Source organism: uncultured Methanospirillum sp. (assembly GCF_963668415.2).
GTDB lineage: Archaea > Halobacteriota > Methanomicrobia > Methanomicrobiales > Methanospirillaceae > Methanospirillum.
The window spans coordinates 2,175,717-2,197,042 of sequence record NZ_CAXXDL010000001.1 but is presented as its reverse complement, the minus strand read 5'-3'; the positions used below and the strand labels follow the sequence as shown (position 1 = coordinate 2,197,042).

Annotated in this window: 31 protein-coding genes; 1 reads left to right on the top strand and 30 read right to left on the bottom strand. The window is 51.6% G+C overall.

What is annotated here, in order from left to right; translation table 11 throughout:
- Positions 1–7: 7 nt before the first annotated feature.
- Both ACHZA2_RS10300 and ACHZA2_RS10295 read right to left on the bottom strand, forming a co-directional pair.
- Positions 8–2,509, bottom strand: coding sequence for a protein kinase (locus ACHZA2_RS10300; protein WP_319579622.1), 2,502 nt, complete (start codon positions 2,507–2,509; stop codon positions 8–10).
- Between the two features lie 70 nt (positions 2,510–2,579).
- Positions 2,580–4,598, bottom strand: a complete 2,019-nt coding sequence (locus ACHZA2_RS10295) for a protein kinase (protein ID WP_319579621.1) — start codon at positions 4,596–4,598, stop codon at positions 2,580–2,582.
- A gap of 149 nt (positions 4,599–4,747) precedes the next feature.
- On the opposite strand from ACHZA2_RS10295, the gene ACHZA2_RS10290 reads away from it, so the two are divergent.
- Complete coding sequence (locus ACHZA2_RS10290; protein ID WP_319579620.1) at positions 4,748–5,848, top strand: AI-2E family transporter; 1,101 nt, start codon at positions 4,748–4,750, stop codon at positions 5,846–5,848.
- A 19-nt stretch (positions 5,849–5,867) separates the two neighbouring features.
- On the opposite strand, the gene cmk is transcribed toward ACHZA2_RS10290, so the two are convergent.
- The 28 genes from cmk to ACHZA2_RS10150 form a co-directional block, all read right to left on the bottom strand.
- On the bottom strand, positions 5,868–6,404 hold the full coding sequence (cmk, locus tag ACHZA2_RS10285) for a (d)CMP kinase (RefSeq protein ID WP_319579619.1): 537 nt from the start codon (positions 6,402–6,404) through the stop codon (positions 5,868–5,870).
- 3 nt (positions 6,405–6,407) lie between these two features.
- A complete protein-coding gene (locus tag ACHZA2_RS10280) occupies positions 6,408–7,013 on the bottom strand; it encodes an EMC3/TMCO1 family protein (protein ID WP_319538885.1) in 606 nt (201 codons plus the stop codon).
- A gap of 7 nt (positions 7,014–7,020) precedes the next feature.
- A complete protein-coding gene (locus ACHZA2_RS10275; protein WP_319538886.1) occupies positions 7,021–7,593 on the bottom strand; it encodes an adenylate kinase in 573 nt (190 codons plus the stop codon).
- 15 nt (positions 7,594–7,608) lie between these two features.
- Positions 7,609–9,048, bottom strand: coding sequence for a preprotein translocase subunit SecY (secY, locus tag ACHZA2_RS10270; protein WP_319579618.1), 1,440 nt, complete (start codon positions 9,046–9,048; stop codon positions 7,609–7,611).
- 22 nt (positions 9,049–9,070) lie between these two features.
- Positions 9,071–9,502: an uL15m family ribosomal protein gene (locus ACHZA2_RS10265; protein ID WP_319538888.1), complete on the bottom strand. Its 432-nt coding sequence runs from the start codon at positions 9,500–9,502 to the stop codon at positions 9,071–9,073.
- Positions 9,503–9,506: 4 nt separating this feature from the next.
- Positions 9,507–9,968 carry a 50S ribosomal protein L30 gene (locus ACHZA2_RS10260; protein ID WP_319538889.1) on the bottom strand — a complete coding sequence of 154 codons (462 nt, stop codon included), beginning with the start codon at positions 9,966–9,968 and terminating at the stop codon, positions 9,507–9,509.
- A complete protein-coding gene (locus ACHZA2_RS10255; protein WP_319538890.1) occupies positions 9,968–10,585 on the bottom strand; it encodes a 30S ribosomal protein S5 in 618 nt (205 codons plus the stop codon). The genes ACHZA2_RS10260 and ACHZA2_RS10255 overlap by 1 nt, the downstream gene beginning before the upstream one ends.
- A gap of 1 nt (position 10,586) precedes the next feature.
- Positions 10,587–11,114, bottom strand: coding sequence for a 50S ribosomal protein L18 (locus ACHZA2_RS10250; RefSeq protein ID WP_319538891.1), 528 nt, complete (start codon positions 11,112–11,114; stop codon positions 10,587–10,589).
- On the bottom strand, positions 11,114–11,560 hold the full coding sequence (locus ACHZA2_RS10245; RefSeq protein ID WP_319538892.1) for a 50S ribosomal protein L19e: 447 nt from the start codon (positions 11,558–11,560) through the stop codon (positions 11,114–11,116). The genes ACHZA2_RS10250 and ACHZA2_RS10245 overlap by 1 nt, the downstream gene beginning before the upstream one ends.
- Positions 11,561–12,007, bottom strand: coding sequence for a 50S ribosomal protein L32e (locus ACHZA2_RS10240; protein WP_319538893.1), 447 nt, complete (start codon positions 12,005–12,007; stop codon positions 11,561–11,563). It abuts the gene before it with no gap.
- Entirely contained in the window at positions 12,007–12,537 is a 531-nt protein-coding gene (rpl6p, locus tag ACHZA2_RS10235) for a 50S ribosomal protein L6 (protein ID WP_319579617.1), read from the bottom strand. Before rpl6p ends, ACHZA2_RS10240 begins: the two co-directional genes overlap by 1 nt.
- Before the next feature lie 11 nt (positions 12,538–12,548).
- Complete coding sequence (locus ACHZA2_RS10230; RefSeq protein ID WP_319538895.1) at positions 12,549–12,941, bottom strand: 30S ribosomal protein S8; 393 nt, start codon at positions 12,939–12,941, stop codon at positions 12,549–12,551.
- An 11-nt stretch (positions 12,942–12,952) separates the two neighbouring features.
- Positions 12,953–13,120, bottom strand: coding sequence for a 30S ribosomal protein S14 (locus ACHZA2_RS10225; RefSeq protein ID WP_109969507.1), 168 nt, complete (start codon positions 13,118–13,120; stop codon positions 12,953–12,955).
- Entirely contained in the window at positions 13,120–13,626 is a 507-nt protein-coding gene (locus tag ACHZA2_RS10220) for a 50S ribosomal protein L5 (protein WP_319538896.1), read from the bottom strand. The genes ACHZA2_RS10225 and ACHZA2_RS10220 overlap by 1 nt, the downstream gene beginning before the upstream one ends.
- Positions 13,623–14,348 carry a 30S ribosomal protein S4e gene (locus ACHZA2_RS10215; protein ID WP_319538897.1) on the bottom strand — a complete coding sequence of 242 codons (726 nt, stop codon included), beginning with the start codon at positions 14,346–14,348 and terminating at the stop codon, positions 13,623–13,625. The genes ACHZA2_RS10220 and ACHZA2_RS10215 overlap by 4 nt, the downstream gene beginning before the upstream one ends.
- Position 14,349: 1 nt before the next feature.
- The gene (rplX, locus tag ACHZA2_RS10210) at positions 14,350–14,712 is read right to left on the bottom strand and encodes a 50S ribosomal protein L24 (RefSeq protein WP_319538898.1); all 363 of its coding nucleotides are present in this window, start codon (positions 14,710–14,712) and stop codon (positions 14,350–14,352) included.
- Positions 14,713–14,721: 9 nt separating this feature from the next.
- Positions 14,722–15,120, bottom strand: coding sequence for a 50S ribosomal protein L14 (locus tag ACHZA2_RS10205; protein ID WP_319538899.1), 399 nt, complete (start codon positions 15,118–15,120; stop codon positions 14,722–14,724).
- Positions 15,117–15,443: a 30S ribosomal protein S17 gene (locus ACHZA2_RS10200; RefSeq protein ID WP_319538900.1), complete on the bottom strand. Its 327-nt coding sequence runs from the start codon at positions 15,441–15,443 to the stop codon at positions 15,117–15,119. The genes ACHZA2_RS10205 and ACHZA2_RS10200 overlap by 4 nt, the downstream gene beginning before the upstream one ends.
- 9 nt (positions 15,444–15,452) lie before the next feature.
- A complete protein-coding gene (locus ACHZA2_RS10195) occupies positions 15,453–15,728 on the bottom strand; it encodes a ribonuclease P protein component 1 (protein ID WP_319579616.1) in 276 nt (91 codons plus the stop codon).
- Positions 15,725–15,928: a 50S ribosomal protein L29 gene (rpmC, locus tag ACHZA2_RS10190; protein ID WP_319579615.1), complete on the bottom strand. Its 204-nt coding sequence runs from the start codon at positions 15,926–15,928 to the stop codon at positions 15,725–15,727. The genes ACHZA2_RS10195 and rpmC overlap by 4 nt, the downstream gene beginning before the upstream one ends.
- Positions 15,928–16,644: a 30S ribosomal protein S3 gene (locus tag ACHZA2_RS10185; protein WP_319579614.1), complete on the bottom strand. Its 717-nt coding sequence runs from the start codon at positions 16,642–16,644 to the stop codon at positions 15,928–15,930. The genes rpmC and ACHZA2_RS10185 overlap by 1 nt, the downstream gene beginning before the upstream one ends.
- A 4-nt stretch (positions 16,645–16,648) precedes the next feature.
- Positions 16,649–17,113, bottom strand: coding sequence for a 50S ribosomal protein L22 (locus ACHZA2_RS10180; RefSeq protein ID WP_319579613.1), 465 nt, complete (start codon positions 17,111–17,113; stop codon positions 16,649–16,651).
- 5 nt (positions 17,114–17,118) lie between these two features.
- Positions 17,119–17,532: a 30S ribosomal protein S19 gene (locus tag ACHZA2_RS10175; RefSeq protein ID WP_319538904.1), complete on the bottom strand. Its 414-nt coding sequence runs from the start codon at positions 17,530–17,532 to the stop codon at positions 17,119–17,121.
- A 4-nt stretch (positions 17,533–17,536) separates the two neighbouring features.
- Positions 17,537–18,250, bottom strand: a complete 714-nt coding sequence (locus tag ACHZA2_RS10170) for a 50S ribosomal protein L2 (protein ID WP_319538905.1) — start codon at positions 18,248–18,250, stop codon at positions 17,537–17,539.
- Between the two features lie 11 nt (positions 18,251–18,261).
- A complete protein-coding gene (locus ACHZA2_RS10165) occupies positions 18,262–18,510 on the bottom strand; it encodes a 50S ribosomal protein L23 (RefSeq protein WP_319538906.1) in 249 nt (82 codons plus the stop codon).
- Positions 18,510–19,259, bottom strand: a complete 750-nt coding sequence (rpl4p, locus tag ACHZA2_RS10160) for a 50S ribosomal protein L4 (RefSeq protein WP_319538907.1) — start codon at positions 19,257–19,259, stop codon at positions 18,510–18,512. The genes ACHZA2_RS10165 and rpl4p overlap by 1 nt, the downstream gene beginning before the upstream one ends.
- A gap of 5 nt (positions 19,260–19,264) precedes the next feature.
- Positions 19,265–20,278 (bottom strand): 50S ribosomal protein L3, encoded by a 1,014-nt coding sequence (gene rpl3p / locus ACHZA2_RS10155; protein ID WP_319538908.1) that lies wholly within the window; start codon positions 20,276–20,278, stop codon positions 19,265–19,267.
- Between the two features lie 514 nt (positions 20,279–20,792).
- Positions 20,793–21,197: a Tfx family DNA-binding protein gene (locus ACHZA2_RS10150; RefSeq protein WP_319538909.1), complete on the bottom strand. Its 405-nt coding sequence runs from the start codon at positions 21,195–21,197 to the stop codon at positions 20,793–20,795.
- Positions 21,198–21,326: the final 129 nt, after the last annotated feature.

Sequence of the window (21,326 nt, the reverse complement as noted above, 5' to 3'; positions counted from 1 at the left end):
TTCTGATTCAGGTTCCATTATGTGGATTCAGTTCATTCAATTCTGCGATAAACTCATCAAGAGATCCATACCGATCACTTTTTTCAAGTGCTAGAAGTTTTTTGAGTAATAGGTCATATTTCGCGTATCCAGGGTGATGGATCGATGGAGATACATACACACCGGAGATGTACCCGTTCTCACCAGCCAGGGAGATCGAACCATCAGGATAGGGCGATCTTCCGGTCATCAGCCAGTACCAAATTGCACCAAAATGAAAGATATCTGTTCGTTTTCCCAGTTTTCCAAACTTCTCACGGTTAATCTGCTCAGGAGCCAGGCAAAGGGCAGGAGATACAGATTCTGATCCCGTCCGTGAAACAGACTCCCTGATTATCCCTGATATCTTCGGGGTCATTGGCTCATCCAGAAGGATATGTCTGGGCGAGAGGTGATAATGCCGTACCCCTTTCTGATGGAGATATCCAAGACCCTGCGCAATCTGCTCGATAAACACAATCATCGTCTCTTCAGGAACCGGGTGCTCGAGGTCTGCCAGGGTCCTGCACAAACCTGTAGAGCAGGGAAGCCCTGAGGCGTATTCAAGTTCGAGAAAGAGGGTCGGATCATATTCTGCCCGATACATCCTGAGCACATTCGGGTGTTTCAACTGGTACAACACGGATATTTCTGTAAACAGGGACGAGCCCGCAACCGTACCCTCATGTGCAATTTTCAGAGCACGCAGGTCACCGGTATCATTTCTGAGCACCAGAATGATCGAGGCAAAAGCATCATTTCCAAGTAACCTGATGGGAGTATACCGATCATACAGAATATCAGGAAATCCCTGAATCTTTGGCTTCTCTTCTGATCTCTTCTTCTCAGCTGCACGTTTTTCTTTAAGGGCAGCAATCTGCTTCAGAACCTCCTGTGCCTCCTGATTATCAGGATCCAGCGATACTGCCTCATTTAGCAGTGCCTCAGCCTCTTCCTCAAGACCCCAGCGGAGCAGAACCTCTGCCTGTTTGACGAGTGCATCAATCTGGGCAGGATTGTTCCTGAACATCTGGTGAAAGTACTCATATGCCTTCTCTGCAACACCCCGGGCAAGAAGAGCGACTCCCCGGTTGTAAGGAATCTGCATGTACCGGCAGATCTCCTGACCTTTCTCTGAGAGAAACTTGAGAGAGACCGTCACCTCGTACTCGTCGGTCACCGGCTCGGCTACCTCTACTGAGACAGGTGCAGATGTTCCCGGACCGATCAGGAGTCCTTCAACCGACAATGGATCATCTGTATGGTTCAGAGCAGAGAAGTGGGCGACGGCTGATCCGGGTCTGACATCAAGATGATCCAGCCTGATTGCAACTGAAGATTGAGAGTTCTCCTCTTTCCCTGACGCTGCTGCCATACCACCAAGCCCAGCTTCTGTTTCTTCAGGGCGGTTTTTATCCAGCATATCGCGGGAGAATTTTCGAACATTCTTCATCCCGCCGACCGCAACATCAACCACCTTCGGCCCTGCAGCCGAACCGGAACCGGGATCAGAACCTGGTGCTACCTGTTCCAGAAGGTGCTTCTGGTGATGATACTCATCCAGCAGATCCTTCTCTTCAAGAGAGGAGGCACCATCAAGCGATCGCTGTGTCCCTTTTCTCTGAAGATTCTCCTTGTCTTCAGACTCTTTCTCCCTACGAAGCCTGACTGTATGAACCATCAGAACAATGCACCCAATAACAAAGGCAGAAACTATGATGATCAGCGGGACATTGGCCTCGATATACTCAAACAGGGTTCCATTGGAGACAACATCTATCTTCTTGAAGTTTATCGTCGGCTCCTGAGTCACATTCCCTACAAAAACACGGGACATCGTGCTCTTTTCAACCTGCACCTGGACCGTTCTCTCATTCCCTTCACCACGAACTATCACCTGGTACGAACCCGGCTTAAGATCAGGGATGATACAGGGTGTGGATCCCATCGGTTTACCACTGAGAAGGACGATGAGATCCTGCTTTGCACTATCAACTGATATAGAACCGTTTAACGGAGAAGAGACACCATCGCTCGGAACGATGGTAATTTTCTTGACCCACACCTCGGTAACCCGCTGATCCCCCTGTGCAGTCCGATACGCAACATAAAACGGGAGCGAGTACTCTCCGGGAAGACTAACAGGGACAATCGAGACGGCAAAAGAGATCTCTTGTCCAGAGTGAACCTGGGAGTTCTCAGGGATATCAACATAGGATGGCATGCCAACCACCTCAGTCAGATTTCCACCATACACCATCCCGACACGGTGACTCTTTCGCTCCCACGTCACCAGGCCGGTATTTTTGAATGTTACCAGTACAGGATATGAACGGCCTGGTATTAGCCGGTCAGGAATGGTGTCCTTGACATACGAAAGTCCGAACCCGACATTATATGCACTGGCATCCTCTTCCTGGGCGAGAACAGACGGAACCAGGATCAGAAGACAGAATAGTAACGACAGAGCCAGGGCCGGAATCCGGGACATAGTATCCTAATCAATCAGATCCACATGAACAGATATCTACGTATCGGTTTGTCAAAAGAGAAGAACCGGTTCAGGCAGCAGGTACAGCATCGAGATCTGCCAGAAATTCTTCAACATACGCATATCTCTTCTTTTTGTCAGCCACCAGCATCCGGGAGAGGATCTGATCATACCGTGAAAGTTCGGGTTTGAACTCTGAGGGAAGAATCAGCCGGTTTTCACTCTTGTCGTGCCATTCAACAGAGGCACGATCAGCAGCCTGCCGGGAATACGGGAGAGACCCGGTGAGCAGTTCGTAAAAGATCACCCCGAGTTGGTAGATGTCTGTCTTTCTCCCCGGATTCCCAAAGACGGCTTCATTCTTCTGCTCTGGAGCCAGGTACGCTGCTGTCGCTTCACGGGTATCAGACTCCGGCACCGAGAAACCGAGTTCATTCTTCCCCCTGGCATACCCGGCTATTTTTGCCTGCATCTTTGGCGTAAGCAGGATGTCACCGGTCTGCAGGTGGTAGTGTCTGATTCCAAGGCTGTGAGTATACTTGAGCCCGGTTGCCACATCTCGTATCAGTGAAACGGCATATTTTTCACGGAGAGGTTTCGGGAGTGCAGAGAGAGAGGTCAGGGCTCCCCCTTTGTACCTGATGCCGTCAAGGAACTCCAGATCAAGGAAGGTCAGTTCATCTTCGAACTCGGCCTTGTACAATTTAACCACATTCGGATGTCTGAGGTTTCCCCATACCGATGCCTCTTTCCGCAGGATCTCACTACCGGCATACTTCAGGTGAGAGACCTTCAGAGCACGGATACTCCCGTTATCTTTTTTCCGCACCTTGAAGACACGAGCATACGCATCATCACCTGCCACCCCGAGAGGTTCGTACCGATCTTTCAGACCGTCAGGAAACCCGAACGGATTATCGATATCACGAGCCTGTTGATCAACATCAGCAACCTTCAGCTCTTCAGTCTCTTCTCCCTTCAAGTCACCCTTCTTCTTCTGTTCATCACCGTACCCGGGTTTCTTGTCCTTGAGTTCACGAGAGCGTGAAGAGGTCTGTCCGGCAGTTCTTGTAGCAGAACTATCTCCCCGCTTTGAGCCATGCTCATCTGCACCCGTGCCTGATCCATCAGAACCTTTAGCAGATCCTTTCTCCCCTGTCTTTCGGGACCCACCCTTCCCTTCGAAACTAACCGGAACAATGGTTATCGGTCTGACCAGGAGCCGTACCGGATGGTTCTCAGGAAACCGCTTGGTATCCATCATCAGCATCTGAAGACCAAAGAAGAGGATAGCGATGGTCAGGATGAGAAGGGGAAGGTTTGCCTTTAAAAAACCCAACAGAGTATACCGCTCATCCTTCTCGATGGAGATATCAGTCTTGTTTGAACTGGTGAGATCAATCCTGAGCCTGCTGACTGAACCGGGCTCGACCGTAACCTGGACAACCTTTGTTTTGTACTCAGGTGATGCAACACTCAGGTCATATGTCGCAGGCATCAGATCAGGGATCGTGAGTGGTGTTTTTCCCCTTACATCACCACCGATGAGAACCTGTGAGTCGGTCGGGATCGACGAGACGATGATGGAACCTACAGATCCCGAGGAGATTCCATCCTGCGAGATGACTTTTACAGTCTTCGAGAAGGTTTCAGGGAAGGTGTTGTAACTCTCTCCCTTCAGTGTCGCCATTGAGAAGCTGATGGTGTAGTCACCGGGTTTATCAGGAGGAGTCAGAGTCAGGGGGAAGGTTATCTCACCGCCTGGCTTTGTTTCGGTATCCTTTCCCAACCGTGAGAAGACCGGATCAACCTGTATTGATGACTGAAGGCCCTGGTATAATAGACCGAACTTCTCTACTCCCCAGTCCCAGGAGACCATACCGGTATTCCTGAAGGTGATCGTGACCGGATAGGACTTTCCCGCTTCGATCATATCAGGGATCGAATCATTGGTGTGCTCTCCCTTGTAATAGGAGACATCTATCGAACCAATGGAGGTATCTGCCAGGGCCGGAACCAGCATACCAAGTACGAAGACCAGAACTGATACACAGAACATTGATCCACTCCAGGTATATCCGGCGTTCATATCGTTAGATATTGTTCGTCTTTCAGACAGAAGAATGTCAGGCCTAAAAATCTCATCTGAGCGGACTGAAGAGAACAATCATCACACAGCATGGATAACCATCTTATCAGGAGAAGACAAAACGTCTCATTGCGACACAGGAATGAGTTATGCTGAAACAACAGCCATTACCGCGTACCCCTGACTTTTTCGGGAGACTTTCCGGGGAACAACGTGCAGGGATCATCCTTGCTACTGTAATACTTCTGCTCACCGCGTTCCTATTCTGGAGATTAGCCTATGCAACTGTGATAGCAATCTCACTCGCAGTAGTTCTCATGCCTGCCCAGAAATACCTGGAGAGATTTATTGGAAAAGGGTATGCAGCAATATCTGTCTGTCTGCTTTCAATCACAGGGATCCTGGGGTTCCTGCTCCTTCTCGCCAACTCAGTCATCATTACCAGGTTTTATATCTTTGAAGTGGCACAGACCATTGCAGCCGCGATCAGAAATTTTCAGCCAGGGTCCCAGTCATTCACCGGATACCTGCTGACAACACTTGGAGGAACATACCTCCATCAGGACTCGGCAAAGATAGTCGAAGACTCGGCACCGGCGATTATTCAGAGTCTGAGTTCTATCGCACAAGGCCTCCCTGGCCTGATGGTTGAACTGTTTATCGTCATACTTATACTCTTTCTGCTTCTACGCAACGGTGAGACACTCTCATCCCAGTTCTTCTCGATAATCCCGTCGCAGATGAACCGGTACATCACAATACTCTGCAGGGTTGTCACCGATACCATGTACGGCGTCTATGTGGTCAATATCAGCGTCGCAGTCCTGACCTTCTTTCTCACTCTCCCCTTCTTCTGGATCCTGGGATATGGTCAGATTGTGTTCTGGGCATTCCTATGTGCAGCATCACACCTCTTCCCGTTCTTTGGTCCGCAACTGATCACCCTCATTCTCGCTGTATATGCCATAGCACAGGGAGATACACGTGGACTTCTCCTTGTTGCTGCGGTCGGATACCCCCTCATATCAGGCCTGCAGGACTTCTGGATCAGGCCCCGTCTTCTTGCCAGGAGGATTTCCATTCATCCGGTGCTGATGATGATCGGTATCTTCGGAGGAATGCTTATTCTAGGGCCGATTGGTCTTATCATCGGACCGCTGATCATCGCTCTGGCAGACGCAGGATATGATATCCTGACAGAGATACTTGCAGAAGAGCAGTCAGAAGAGGCCGAAGATGTTTCGGTTTAAAAAAGGGTTCTGAAAGAACCTACTCGTTTTCAAGCCTGGCCTGCAGGGCAGAAGAGACGATCCTTCCAAGCTGCTCTACAGTCCAGAGTTCGGTATCAAGAACCAGATGATACGGGGCAAGTGATGCGTAATCAATATTGTAGTACTGTTTGTACCGAAGAGCTTCACTTGCCTCCCGGTCTGCAGTTGCCTGCATAGCATGATCAAAGTCAGCAAACTGATCCCGATCAAGAATACGTCTTACCCGGCACTCAAGTGATGCCTTCAGCCAGATCCTGAGATCTGCTTCAGGAAGCATCCACCCGGAGAGGCGTCCCTCGATAAGGATCTGATCCTGCGAGAGCGCTATCTCACGCTGCCGTTCATCGATCAGTTTGTCAACCGAGGGATCGCTCTCACAAAATGCACCAAACTCGGCAAGAGTCATTCCCTTCTCCTTTGCCATCTGGCGGAAGACCTCGCCTGCTGATATGACATCAAACCGGTGCTCACTTGCCAGATGATAGGTAAGGGAGGTGGTACCGCTCCCAGGAAGGCCACTTATGGTGACCCGCATCGATCAGATTCCCCCGATATCAAGGGCCTTTCTGATCACCTGGGAGAGCGATATCGAGCAGAGCATATACCAGATCATCCATGCAGGAACTGGACCAAGTATTGCAGCGGTCAGATGAACTGAACCACAGAATGGCATACTGATCAGTGCATCATAATTATTCAGCCTGAAGTAAAGCCAGAAGAAGATAGGAAGCGTGATGACCATGATGTATCCCATCGGCTTGAACTGAGCCTGACTCATCTCAAGCTGATCCTTCATCATGGTGTCACGTTTAGCTTCTATCTTCTTGACCCGTTTTTCATCCTTTGAGAGCATCGCTTCCCGATACTCTTTCTGGAAATCTTTCATCTTATTCTGCGTCTCTTTCATCTTCCGGTAGTCTATAGTATACTTCTGGATGATAGAAGAGTAGAAACCGGTCATCGCAGAGAGAAGAAGAATAACGATGTAAAAAGGAATCTGGAGCGTATCAACAAGAGGGCCGAGTGCAACATTCAGTGATGTACCGATGCCTACCCTGACTACCTCAATACTTGCAAGCATGATCAGGCCCATCGCAAGGATGAGCGGCATCATACTCATGTTTCCTGAATTGGATGAACCCATAAAAAAGTCACCGGAGGGTCTGCATCATCTCTTCGACCGCACGGTCGATGAGAAAATCTGCATTGGTGATATATTTTATCGTACAGCCGGTGATTGTCGCATATGCGGCCGCCGCAGCACGATTAAAGTTCTGATGATCAGCGATTGCACGTGCTCCCTCAATGTCACGTACACGGGTCGCGTCAGAGAGGCGGCGTTTCAGGATCTGATCCTCGTCCGTCTCTACCAGGATGATGATATCCGGTTTGAGCTCACGAAGCACCCATTCAGGAAGTCCAGCCAGAAACCCGGCAGGAGTCTTCACTGAAGCATGGGTATCAATGATAACATTGCCTTCAATCTTTGCGATAGCCTGGGATGCAAGCTGCTGAAGCCTTCTCTGGGCATTCTTGTCAAGCTTACGCATCTCATCGCGATCTTTGACCATCCCTTCACGCTGGGCGACCTCGAACATAAAGGTTCCAAAATTGATGTTCTGGTAGGGAACCCCTTCAGCCTCAAGCCGAGCCATAGACTCGTTGATAACTGAAGTTTTTCCTACTCCCGGAACACCCGTGATGATGACCTTTTTCCCAGCCATAGATATAATCCTTTATTACTCCTTGCCAAAGAACGTTCTCATGAAGGGATACATCTCCATGATCTGTTCACTTGCAATCTGTTCGTACAGCCGGTAGGTAATACTCACCGTCAGCAGCAGACCGGTACCAGAGACGGAACCGATCACACCGAAAAGGTTTGCGACCACAGACATGAGACCGATGAACACTCCACCGATGATAGTAACACGGGGGATGTACCGGTCAAGAACCTTCTCAAGGATTGCCGGGTTACGCCGGTATCCTGGGATGGACATTCCTGAGTTCTGAATCTGTCGTGCAACTGCCTTTGAGTCGAGACCTGCAGTCTTCACCCAGAAGAGTGCGAAGATTGCACCACCGACGATCATGACCATTGAGTCAATGCCGAGTCTGATGAGAACTTCCCATGGCGGGTGAGTTCCGACGTAATTCGGCATCCACCACATCCAGTCGGTCGGGTGGTTGATCGGAGCGAGGAACCACATCAGGCCGCTGACCGGTGACTGTCCCTGGAACTCACCAAGGAAGGTGATCCCGATATTATTCAGGAACAGACCGATCATCTGGAAGTTTGCCTGAAGCACACGGACGAGAATCATCGGAAGCACACTTGCGTAGATCAGTTTGACAGGGAAGCGTGCCCTGGCCCCTCTGACCTGTGTGTGTGCCAGCGGAATCTCAACCCTGGTAGACTCTACATACACGATCAGGAGGAAGATACCAATTGTACAGATGAACGCGATCAGTTCGGTTCCAAAGTACTGGATAAAGTTTGCACCGTCCAGCACAACCGCGAATAACCGTGGGAAGAAACCAACCGGATACGCATCGTTCACTGACGTCCAGTTGATGAAACCGTTCACAAGTGCCTGTGAGATACCTGCAATGATGAAGAGACCCACACCAGAGCCAATACCCCACTTGGTCACTACCTCATCCATCATGAATACCAGAACGCCACCAAGGCAGATCTGCAGGAAGATGATGAGTGCAAGTACTGTCGAATTTCCTCCGAAGAGTGCGAGTGCAACAGCCGGATCCGGCTTTAAAAATCCACCCACAATCATCGGTGCTGCTTCAACTGCAATCATCACAAAGATCATGAGTTTCTGCAGACCCATGTACTGGATCTGCCCTTTGATCTCACTGGTATCTATGTGAATGATGTCCGCTCCCTTGAGGAGCTGAAGAACGATCGATGCAGTAACAATTGGTCCGATACCGAGATGAACGATTGAACCACTTGCACCGGCAAGCAGAGCCCGGTAGTACTCGAACATATCCTGGGATGACGTAGCCAGTCCAAACACAGGAATGTTTGTCAGAATAAAGTAGACCAGCAGAATCCCGGCTGTCCAAGCCAGTTTGTTCTTAAAATGAACGTGACCTTCCGGAGCTTTTACTGCTGGCATCATTGCCAGAAGAGGCTCCATCCGGTCTAGAATCTCACCCATTATATTCCCCCAAAAAAGAGGTTCAGGAGGTCATCGCATGACCGCCTTTCGCCTCAATCTTGGCGATCGCCTGCTGGGAGAACGCCGCGGCCGTGATTTTCATCTTGTGGCTGACCTTACCGCCACCAAGAACCTTTTCAACACCAAGGACTGCTGCATCGAAGACAACGGTGTCGCCTTCTTCTTGTGCAGCTCCGGACCTGACGAGGACCGGCACCATCTGGTCGATCTCGCCAATGTCCAGGACGTCTCCGGTGATAGAGGCCTCATGGTGGTGCTTGAATCCGCACTTGCCAAAGACCGGGCCTCTGATCATGTAGGCCCTGACAAAGTGGTGTGCATTGACACCGGCATTGCCTCGGCCTCCGCGGTTTCCTGCTCCACGACGGTTCTTGTGGGTCCCACCACCACAGGTGCGTGAGCCACGGTACTTGGATCGCTTGTTGACTGGCATCTGCTCACCTCATCTTGTAGAGGAGATCGTTAATATTCTCCCCATGGTACCCGAGTGAACCGCCCTGCTGGTAGGTCCTCTTGGTGGTCTTATACCCTTTGCGTGGCGGGTGAAGCCGCAGAACCGGTTTGAGTTCGGGAACATCTGCCAGCCGTGCCTCGCCTGACGAGAGTGCCTTTGCAAACTCCGAGATTCCTGCGTACTGGGAGTTCTCCTTGATGTACTCATCAGTAAGATGAATATCACCAGTGAGACGTCCACGGGTTTTCAGAAGTTCCTCAACCGTACTGGCATCAACTTCACCATATGCAACAAAGTCCTTGACCTTGCGAATCATTCCGACGTAGGCCGGAGTGTCAGGGATGATGACACAGTGGTTGATGTGGTGAAGACGGAGCATCTTCAGGGTGTCCTTGATCTCCCGGCGGGTCTTAACCGTTCCGCGGACCTGAACAACTGCATACATTACTCCTTTCCTCCCAGCCTGATCATATTGGTCGCTTTCAGAGCGTTGAAGGTCGCCTTGGCGTAGTTGATGGTCGTCCGGGTCTGACCCTCGGTCTGTGCCCAGACATCACGGATACCGGCGAGCTGAAGCACCTTCTTCCCGATGTCTCCGGTAACAAGCCCGATACCCTGTGGTGCAGGCTTGAGTGTCACTCTGACACTGCCTGCATCCCCGGTGACCTGCATAGGGATTGAGTGTGGATGGACACATCCACATTCCCATGAACCACATCCACGCTTTACCTTGATCACGTGTGTCTTGGCATTTACGATCGCTTTCTTGATCGCGTCTCCAACCTGGGAGTCCTTGCCCTGTCCGAAGCCGATGTATCCGTCGTGGTTACCGACGACGACAACAGCCCTGAACTTGACACGACGACCGGAATCGGTCATCCGCTGTACCATGTTGATGTCGAGCACCTCATCCACGAGGTCAGGGAGGAATGCATCAACGATCTCAGGTTCTTTGATGGGTTTCCCACTGGCGAGCGCCTCGTCAATGCTCTTGATCTCACCGGCCTGGACCATGCGTCCAAGACCGGTCAGGGGTACCCATTCTGTCTTCTCGTATGCCATCTCAGTTCAGCTCCCCCATGATTGCATCCCGAGTTGCTGCCACATTGGCAGGCAGGGCTCCTGCACGGTCGGGGGCGTATGCTGCGATATGTTCTCCGGTACACCGCTCATCAGAGGGAAGGATATCCTCAGAGTGCGGAATGTCAAGACCAGCTTCTGATGCACCCTTCAGTGCGGCAAAGACACGTGCTCCTGCACTTGCACGGTGAAGACCGATATCAAGGATTGCAGTGTCTTTTCCAGCATTGAGTGCCCTGACTGCAAAGAGGATGCCGGTCAGGTATGCTGCAGGGGTGTTGCTCAGGGATCCCTGGTACCCGAACTTGCGAAGATCTGCTGAGTTCGCAGTAACATGGGTACGGTCTCCCTCAAGGTGAGCAGTCACCATCTGACAGATGATGTGCTTGTTGGTCTTTCTGACAACCATCCGCGGACGGATTGACACGACAAGTTTGTGTCGTGCATGGTAGTCGGTTCTTCCTTCGCGCCTGCGGCGGAAGGAGACAAAGTATCGTGGACCTGTTGCCATTACTGTGCCCTCCCTATTTCGATCTGGGCCTTCAGATGTGCCACAGTCCTGAACTGACCACCAGCTGCACGACGGTAGAACCGGCGGTACACGGAACGTTCAATATCACCAGATTCACGCAGGTCACGGAGTACCTTCCGCTGGGCACGGATACGCGAAACCCAGCGTTCCTTGCTGACGGTACGGGAACCAATTGCTCCCTTTCTGCGGCCCGGACCCTTACGGTGTCCGTAACTCCGCTTTGCCATCATGATACGTGCCCGTCCACGGGAGTTACCTACCTTCTGGTGGGCAGCAATGGCTCCCTCCGTGATCAGGTTTCTGATGTCTTCACGAGAGATAGCCCGCTGCACGTCGTCGATCTTTTCGGGATCGAACCAGACGCGGTTGAGGCCACACTTAAGGACCTCGGCAGCCAGGCGTCTCTGACCAGAAATCTGACTCATTTATTCTTCCTCCTCACTTGCATCAGTCTTGGCGACTTTTGATGCAGATTTTCCTGCCGATGCCGGCTTGGTTGCATCCTTCCAGTTAAGAACGCGGATCTTTACTTCTGCGGCCTTGTTCTGGATGATCTCACGCTTTTTGCGCCCGACAGTTGCACCGATGCGGATTGCCTGGGTTGCTGCGTCGAGCCCTTCCATATCGTTCAGGTTGCAGACTCTGACTTCACGCAGGCCGCACGGGTGCATACCGCGAACAGCGAGAGGACTGCCGTACCCTGGATCCGGATGAGCGCCCTTAGCCTTGCGGAGTTTCCTCTGCTTGCTGTGCAGACCACGGGGTCTTCGCCAGGAGTCCTTGATGGTTACCTTCTTATCAACGCCCTCACGTTTAAATCGGGCTTCTTTTGCCTTTCTTACACGGAGGAGGCGTCTGATCTCTGATACCATTACTGTTCACCTCTGGCAACGATGTAAATCCCGTCCTGGAAGACACGTGGGTCACGATCCCGAATCCGGGTAGCCTTTTCGATGTTTGAAGCGGTTGAACCGACAAGTTCCTTGTCAATACCGGTCACAGACACCTCGTCGGTTCCGAGTTTTACTGATGTTCCCGGAAGGACACGTGCATACCGTGGGTATTTCTCACCAAGGAAGTTGACAATCTCAAGTTTCTCGCCCTGCACCTTCAGCTGGATCGGGAAGTGGCTGTAGACAACCTTGAGGTTGTACTGGTACCCGTTGGTCACACCTGTGCACATGTTCTTGCAGTGTGACGCAAGGGTTCCGACCATTGCCACGACCAGCTTCTTCGGCGAGTCGGTGGTAAAGTTCGCGTGACCATCTTCGATAGCGATATTGATGGCAGGGTGCCACATGTCACGCTGAAGTTCGCCTTTGGGTCCTTTTACTTTAAGAACGGAGTCAACCATGGTTACGGTGACTCCTTCCGGAATGGATACAGTTCTATGAGCTGACATCTGTTCCACCCTTAGTACACGTACCCCAGCAGTTCGCCACCGATTCCAAGTTCTCGTGCTTCGTGATGTGGAAGTACCCCTTTCGAGGTAGAAACCAGCAGCATACCGATGCTCTTGGATGGGAGGTACTGCTGTTCCCAGCTCTCCATGTCAGCCAGCTTTACCGAGAACCGGGGGGAGATGGCACCACACTTGTTGATCATACCTGACATGGTTACCTTAAACTGGCCGCCACGTCCGTCCTCAACAAGGGTATACTCCCTGATATAACCGGCATCTTTCATAACGCGAAGCATCTCGCCGATCAAGGTAGATGCAGGCTGGACAATGCATTCAGCTCGTCCAGTATCTGCAGCGTTCTTGAGCGTGCATAACGCATCCGCAACCGTATTCAGTCTTGCCATTACTCTCCTCCTCAGTTCAGTTTCTTAAAGCCAAGTTTGCTGGCCCACTCTCTGAAGCACTGTCTGCAGAAGTATATACTGTATCTGCGGACAAGTCCCTGTTTACGCCCACAGAGCTTGCATTCGTGTGCTCCGCGTCCGAAAACTTTTGTCCTCTCTTTTCCAGCCTTCTCAGACATTACTGAACCTCCACACCGTATTTCTCTCCCAGGAAACCAACCGTGTCTTCATGGGAGACCCGCTGTTTTAGCGGAAGTTTCTTGGTCTGGATGTGTCTCCGGGCAATCCGAAGACCGTTGCGTTTTACAACAACAGTAACATCAAGACCAAAGATTCCGATCTTCGGATCATAACTCTGACCCGGGTAATCGGTGTGTTCTTCGATACCAAAGGAAAAATTCCCCTGCTGATCGACTGCTCGTGTCGAGAGTTTGTTCCCGACTACCTTGAGTGAGGTGGTCAGAAACTCTTCTGCTACAGCGCCACGGAGAGTGGTCTTGCAACTGAGAGGCATTCCCTTACGAAGTCCGAATGCCGGGATTGTCTGCTTGGCCACACCGCGAACAGGCTTGTTCCCGGTGATCTCACTCATGATCTTCTCTGCACTGACAAGACGATCTCCGGCTTCTCCGACACCCATGTGAACGACAATCTTGTCGATGGAGACTGCACGGTTTGGGTTCATTCTTCAATCCCCCAGTTGTCTACTGCTGACTTCTCACGGCCAACGGTCACAACATACTCATCGATGGTCTCGAAGGCATCCCCGGTCTCTTCATCCTTGAGGATGACACGGTTTGGAAGACTGCCGCTCACAATGACACGGTCAGTAATCCGGGCGATGTTGCCGGAGTGCTTCCCACCGATGACCATAACCATGTTACCGGCCTGGTACGGGAAGTGATCGAGGATCTTGTTCATCTCACCATCTTTCAGGGAAAGAACAATCGAGTCACCGGATTTGTAACTGTTATCTGCGATAAGGTTGGAACCATCACGCAGATTCAGCTGAACCTTGCCACCCTTGATGATCGTCTTGTTGGTGATCTTGACCAGTCTGGACTGGGCTGCTTCTGCATCGATCTGGATGGTCTTGTGCCGGCCTTTTGCGTCACGAAGAATCCGGTAGTGTTTGCCGGTCTTCGGGATGGAGATGATATCAAAGATACCAATTCCCATGTCTGCATGCCTGCATGCACGGCCATTCACAATAACCTCACGCTGCCGAAGGATCTGCTTGACTTCCTTCATATTGCGGGCTACCCCGATATGATCACGGAGCCAGACAGCGATCGGCAGTGCATTGGTGTTGTGCGGACCCGGGGAGGGCTTCATGACGAACTTGGTCGTCTTTCTTGCAATACCCCAGGAATTTGGTGCTACAACTCTCTTCAGGTGTTGTCCCATCTTATTCACCACCCAGTTTCTGCTCGCGTCGCTTGTCCTCAAGGTTCAGTTCTGTAACTATGACATTTGAGGGATCAATCGGGCGTGGTACTTCAGTACCATCAGCTTTCTTGACGGCCACGCCGTCAACGATGATCTGGGATTTCTTTGTTATTACTGAATCCACAGAGCCTGATGTCCCGGTGTGGTCACCACGGACAACCTTGACGGTGTCACCCTTGATAACCCGGACACTTCTCTGGTGGTACTTCTCACGCAGTTCCTTGGAGAGGGAAGCGTGCAGAAGTGATCCGCGCTCGTGGTGCGCGGCATTGTACCGGGCTTTGCGCTGCTTTCTTGGTTGTTTGCTTGCAATCCTTACCATTCGCACCACTCACACGATGATCGTGGCCATCGAACCAATACGTGGGTACCGGATCGCGACCTCACGAGCAACCGGACCCTTGATCTCGGTTCCTCGTGGCTCATTCTTCTCATCAACGACCACAACAGCGTTGTCCTCAAAGCTGAGGCGCAGTCCGCTGGGGCGGCGAATCTCTTTCTTCTGGCGGATAACCACAGCACGCACGAGTTTCCTCCGCATGTCTGGTGTACCCTTCTTGACACTCACCGTAGCGATATCAGCAAGTCCGAGCTTTGGTTGCCTGCGGCGAACACCGTGGTACCCAAAGACCGAGACGACCTGAACAAGCCGTGCTCCGGTGTTGTCTGCACAGGCCATTCTGGTTCCGGTGCTGACTGATCGTGGGACCTTTATCCCAAGACCCTTCATGACTTGTTCACCTCAATGACCACGAAGGTCTTGGTCTTGGAGAGTGGTCTGCACTCGGCTATACTCACGGTATCTCCAACCCGTGCATGCAGGCATGGTGGGTTGTGTGCGTGAATCTTTGAACTCCGCTTCTCGTACCGCTGGTACTTCTTGACAAAGTGCAGGTAGTCCCTCCTGATCACTACCGACCCCGTCATCTTGTCGCTCACGACTTTGCCGGTGATCACCTGGCCGCGCACCGGCAAGGTGCCATGGAACGGGCAGTTTACGTCCGTACACTCTTTTTCCGGTACAGGGACGTTAAATCCGATATTTCTTGCCATTATGAACCTCTATCTTCTGATTCGCATTGTTGTCCGTCTCTCCGGAGCCATCAGGAGTGCTGAGCCATCCAGATCGACGACTTTTCCCCCTGAAAGCCGGGTACGAAGGGTTACACCCTTCTTTCCCACCATCTTCAGACCAGATTCGGTCTTAACCATGACCGTATTTCTGGTCTCATCGATGATGAGCCCGGTGACCCCCACAAGGGATGGGTTTGAGGCATGTGCCACCGCAACATCCAGTCCGATGAGTTCATGGAACAGGATGTTCTGCGGTGTGATCATGCCAGGGTTCTGCGGTTCTGTTCGGTCTTCATCCGGGCGATGGTCCGGCGAATCTCGCGGATCTGACCCGGGTTTTCTGGAGCGCCACCAGCACTGACCTTGCCACGGAACTGGATCAGTTCCATTTTAAGCTTGTCGACCTGTTCTACCAGTTCGACGTCAGATAACTGGCTGACATCATGTGCTCTGAATATCGCCATCAGAGATCCTCTCCTGCATCAGGCTCGTCAATCAGCTCTTCGAGAGAAACATCCTCTTCACTGGCTGATTCAGATGCAATCTTTGTCAGATGAGGAGCGAGGCTTGCCTTCTTCTTCTCAAGAACTGCAGTGACCTGGAAGTGATCAGGGAGCTGTGCGCCTGGCGGAATGATCCGTACCTGAACACCGATAACACCGAGTTTCTTGATTGCTACCGCGAATCCCTTCTCGACGATGGTGTTTACCGGATCTCCGGAGTGCTTGATGTATCCTTCAGTGAACTTCTGGACACGACCACGGGAACCGGTAAGTTTTCCGGAGATGACGACCTCACAGCCGAGTGCACCGGATTCCATGATCCTGCGGATCGTGGAAGAGCCTGCCTTTCTGAAGTACCAGCCGCGCTCAAGCGCACTGGCAAGCCGCTCTGCCATGATCTGTGCATTCAGGTTCGGGTTGTCGACCTGCTGGACCTCGATCTGTGGGGATTCGACCCCGTAAACAGTTGCAAGGTCCTGAGTCAGGCCACGGACTACCTTTCCACCTTTTCCAATGACGATACCCGGCTTTTCTGCAAAGATCGTCACCTGGGTGCCGAGAGGGGTACGGATAAGATCCATACCACCATACCCGGCACGCTTGAGCTCGCGGGAGAGGTGTTTCTCTACCCTGACCTTCCGGACGCCGTCTGCTACAAACTTACGTTCAATTGCCATACGTTCAGGCCTCCTGCTCGGAGACGATCATCTCGATGTTGACGGTCTGCCGATCCTTGGGGGTTGCCCTTCCCATTGCACGGGGCATAAAGCTCCGGCGGCGGATCCCGCGGTTTGCAGAGACGTGAATGATCCGAAGTTTTTCGGTGTCAAGTCCGCTGTACTCGGCGTTCTTGCGCACGCTGTTAAAAAGCCGGAGGTAAACCAGACTTGCCTTCTGGGGATAGCGACCGCCATCCCAACCGACAAGACCACGCTTGTGGGCAACATTTCTGTTGAACTTCTTGAAGGGGATGGCCTTTTTCAGGTCAACCACATCATTCAGGTATGCTTCAGCCTCTGCAAGGGATTTCCCCCTGACAAACCGGGCAATCTCAATTGCATGTTTGGGGGAGATCGGTGCCTCATTTACCCTGCCACGAGCAAGATTGTCCCCTTCCACCTTGTTTGAATACTCGATTCTTCCCATTCACATCACTTCAGTGGAACGAACTTGCTCGACCGGGTTGCTCCGATACCAGCAGAACCGTGAGAGACTTTCCTTCGTGTCAGGGCGAATTCACCAAGGTAATGGAAGACTGATTCAGGCTGAATTTCAACCTTTACAAACTCCTTCCCGTTGTAAATCTCGATCTCACGTCCGATCATCTCAGGGAGAATGATCATATCACGGACATGGGTCTTAACACGGTTGTCACCCTTACGCAGATCAGCAAGGAGTTTATCCTCACTGATGGTCCATCCACGGAGAACCTTCCGGCGTGCCCGTGATGGCATGACCGGGAGCAGTTCCTCAATAGTCATGGATTTGAGTGCCTCGGCGTTGAATCCATGATAGGTGAACTCCTCCTTTCGCCGTGGCAACTTCTTCACTATCTTCTTTGCCATCCGCTTACCTCCTTCTGCCTGTGCGGCGTGCAGCTACGTGCCCGACCTTCCGACCTGGCGATGTTCCGCGGCTCACTGTCTTTGGTCTGCCGGCGTGCTGATGTCCTCCACCACCGAACGGATGGTCGATGACGTTCATAGCCTCACCTCTGACCCGTGGCCAGTTGCTTGCGGTATTCTTCATCTTGTGATATTTCTTACCAGCCTTGACGAACGGCTTCTCGCTGCGGCCACCGCCAGCGACAACACCAACGGTTGCACGGCACTGGCCGTTGAACCACTTGGTCTTCCCGCTCGGCATCCGGACTGCAACCCGGCCCTCCATCTTGTCGGTGATCAATGCCTGAACACCGCCTGCACGGACGAACTTGCCGCCGTCGTTTGGTCTGGCTTCAATATTACAGATATATGCACCAGTCGGGATTTCCGACATCGGAAGTGTGTTTCCGTTCTTGTAGGAGACTTCGGATCCCCAGGACATTGTGTCCCCGACTCCGAGTCCTTCTGGGACAAGAACGTACTTCTTCTCTTTGCCCTCAATCTCGACCTTTGCAATCGGCGTGTGCCTGGCCGGATCGTGCTCGATATCAATAATGACTGCGTTCACCGTCAGGTCATTGCGGCCAAGGTGGCGCAGTGCAGCCTTGTACCGGTGTGACGGTGCACGGTAGGTTGGTCCTCCGTGTCCACGGCTCTGTGTTGTGATTCGATGTCCCATCTTACACCACCTTACATTATGCCGAGACGGCTGAGGATCTCCTCTGCGGACTTCTCATTGGTAAATCCGATGATGGCTTTCTTTTCACCCTTGGTGGTCATCATCGTCCTTACTGAGGTGACCTGCTGGCCGAACATCTTCTCGACCGCCTTCTTGATCTCCGGTTTGGTTGCGTTACGATCAACGACAAACTGGATTTTACTCTCGTTCTCTACCCCGTAGGTTGCTTTTTCAGTTGCATGCGGGTACTTCAGAACCATTATTGTTCACCCCCGAGCCTGACGATTGCATCCTCAGTCCAGACTGTCAGCCGTGCCGACTGGGTTCCCGGAGCGAGGAGTTCGACATTCAGGCTGTCAACCGGGCAGACATCCACACCTGCAAGGTTGCGTGCTGCACGGAGTGGCTGGTTTCCGGTAACAATGAGCAGACTCTTGCGCTGTTTGTACCGGCGTCCACGCATCTTTCCGCGACCTGCACGGACCTTGCGTGATCCTTCAGCCTTGAGAATATCGTTGTATACACCGATTGCTCGCAGTGCTGCGATAACATCCTTGGTCTTTCCAAGAGCTTCAAACTCGTTGGTCAGCACAAACGGAAGAGAGCCTTCAAAGACATGACCACGTGACTTGACAAGATCATCGCTGATGGTTGCTGCAATTGCTGAACCGAGAGCTTTTCTTCTCTCCTTGCGGTTGATGTCGCGGGTCAGGACTTTCTGGACTACAGGCGGATGAGCCTCACGACCACCCTTTGCCTGCGGAACCTTTGCAGCCCGTGAACTGTTCTTCAGACGTGGAACATGTGATGCACCACGACCACTACCCCAGCCGACGGCTGACTTCGTGATACCTGCATAGACGTATGCTCCATGGGGCTGGTACCGGTGACTCTGAATCGAGATGACCGCCTTCTTGATGAGATCCGGGCGGTACTCGGATGCAAAGACAGACGGGAGTTCAATCTCATGGTCAACCGAACCTGACAATGATAAAACCTGTGCTTTCATCTAACTCACCCCTGTTTGCTCTGCTGGCTCACGAATTCAACCACAGGCTCGCGGATCTTATGCTCACCCTGGCGGATTGCGTGTCTGATTCTTACAAGGCGCTTGCACGGACCTGGAAGTGAACCCTTGATGAGAACATACCGGCTCCGGACGTTACCATAGTGCAGGAATCCTCCCTCTGGGGTCACATCTGCGCCATCTTCTCCGATCCGGATGAGGCGCTTGTTGTATTCAGTCCGCTGCTGGTATCCCATCTGACCCATCATCGGAACCTGCCACCGTACATGGTGCGGATTCCATGGTCCGAGAGTACCAACATGGCGTTCTTTGCCACCACGGGAGTGCTTGCGTTTGCGGAGGTGAACTCCCCAGCGCTTTACAGGACCCTGCGTACCCTTTCCTTTGGTGATTGCAGTAACATCGGTGTACTGACCAACCTGAAACATGCCACGGATGTCTACATCCTTTCCAAGCATGCCGACAGCAAAGTCGAACCGTTCTGCAATGCTTCCTCCACCAACACGAGTCTCCATAAGGTCAGGGACCTTCTTTGGGACACCGGTGAGAAGTGCAGGGCGGGTGTATGTAATGGCAACGACATCGACGATCTTGTCTGCTTCAATTGCCTCGCGAATCTTCTTTTCAGCCTCTTCGCGTTTGTAATTCTTTGGCAGGTTGATTCTGCGTCCGAGGTCTGACTCAAGGTTCTCTGCCCAGATCTCGGTCATCGGGTGGTGACCGTAGGTATCTTTGCGGTAAACACGGATTGCAGCAACCTTCATGTCAGGTACTTCAACAACCGTGACAGGAACCATGATGTCCTTGCCTTCATTTGGACTCTTAACATGGTCGTCGACCATGATGACATGGGTCATTCCAACCTTATATCCGGCAAAACCCTGGAGCGCTGGCTCTCCTTCATATGCGGGCCATGCATGATATTTCGGCACCTGGCTCTTCGCCCGTTTCCGTGGGCTGAATGCCAGGGAACCCATGCGGGGTCTGTGTACGTTTGGCATTTTTCAATCAGTCCTTCTGTCTGTATCAGATCATTCAGGCAGTTCTGCCAGAATGATAGTCGATGCAGGATCAGAGACACGAAGTATACCTTATAGCAGAAGCTGCATGAAGCGGAACTTCTGCTGAACGAACGTTCAGACCTGCCTCTCCCCACAGCGTCAAGGTACCAGAGGTCATATGCGCCCCTAATTATTCAGGGTGCCAGAACGAAATCCTTGGCGTGTAGTCAGGCAGTCAGATGTAATGCGTTCAGATACCGGTCTCTCGTAAGATGCGTGAAATTCAGGCTTAACCTGTGATCAGTCACAGGCAATGGGCCGCATCGTCCACCCTTGCCGAAATCACATCCCACTATATCAGCCCATTGCGATGAACGCAATCCTGTCACTCCACAGAAATTTTATTTTTCTGCGATTTGACCGTCAAATATACAGGTACATAAAAATACCTATAGATTCAGGCTTCATACATATGAGAGAAAAAGAGTAATAAAGGTATTGCCATCAGGAAACTTCATTCAAAGTAAAGATCCCCATCATCTTTGATGTAGACCTCGATCGGATTTCGAACATACCGTGAACGGTTCTTCTCAGGGATCTCATCACGAATCCGGTTCATCAGTTGAACCGTATCATACTTTACCTTAATACCAATCTTTTCTGCTTCATCAAATATTTGCTGAACAGACTCTAGCAGATCCTGACCCTTACCAATTGTGCAGAGATGACGTGAATCCAGACTGTGAAAGAACTCAATCGTCTCTCTGGCACGTTTGATATTCTCCATCGCTGACTTCTCAACGGTGCAGACATTTGCCTTCGATGTATTGATGATATCGGCAATCTGTTGTTGTGTCAGGCCTGACTTCCGGTATCGTAGAACCTCTTTCTGTCGGTCGGTCAGTAGCCCATCTTTCATACATACCAATAAGATTGAGATAATTTAAACGCTTTTCGTTAACAATACAAATTTTATCTCATTTCTGATACTTTTGTGCATGAAGAATTACCCAGGCGGAGGAGGATTCACATCCCTGCTCCATTTATT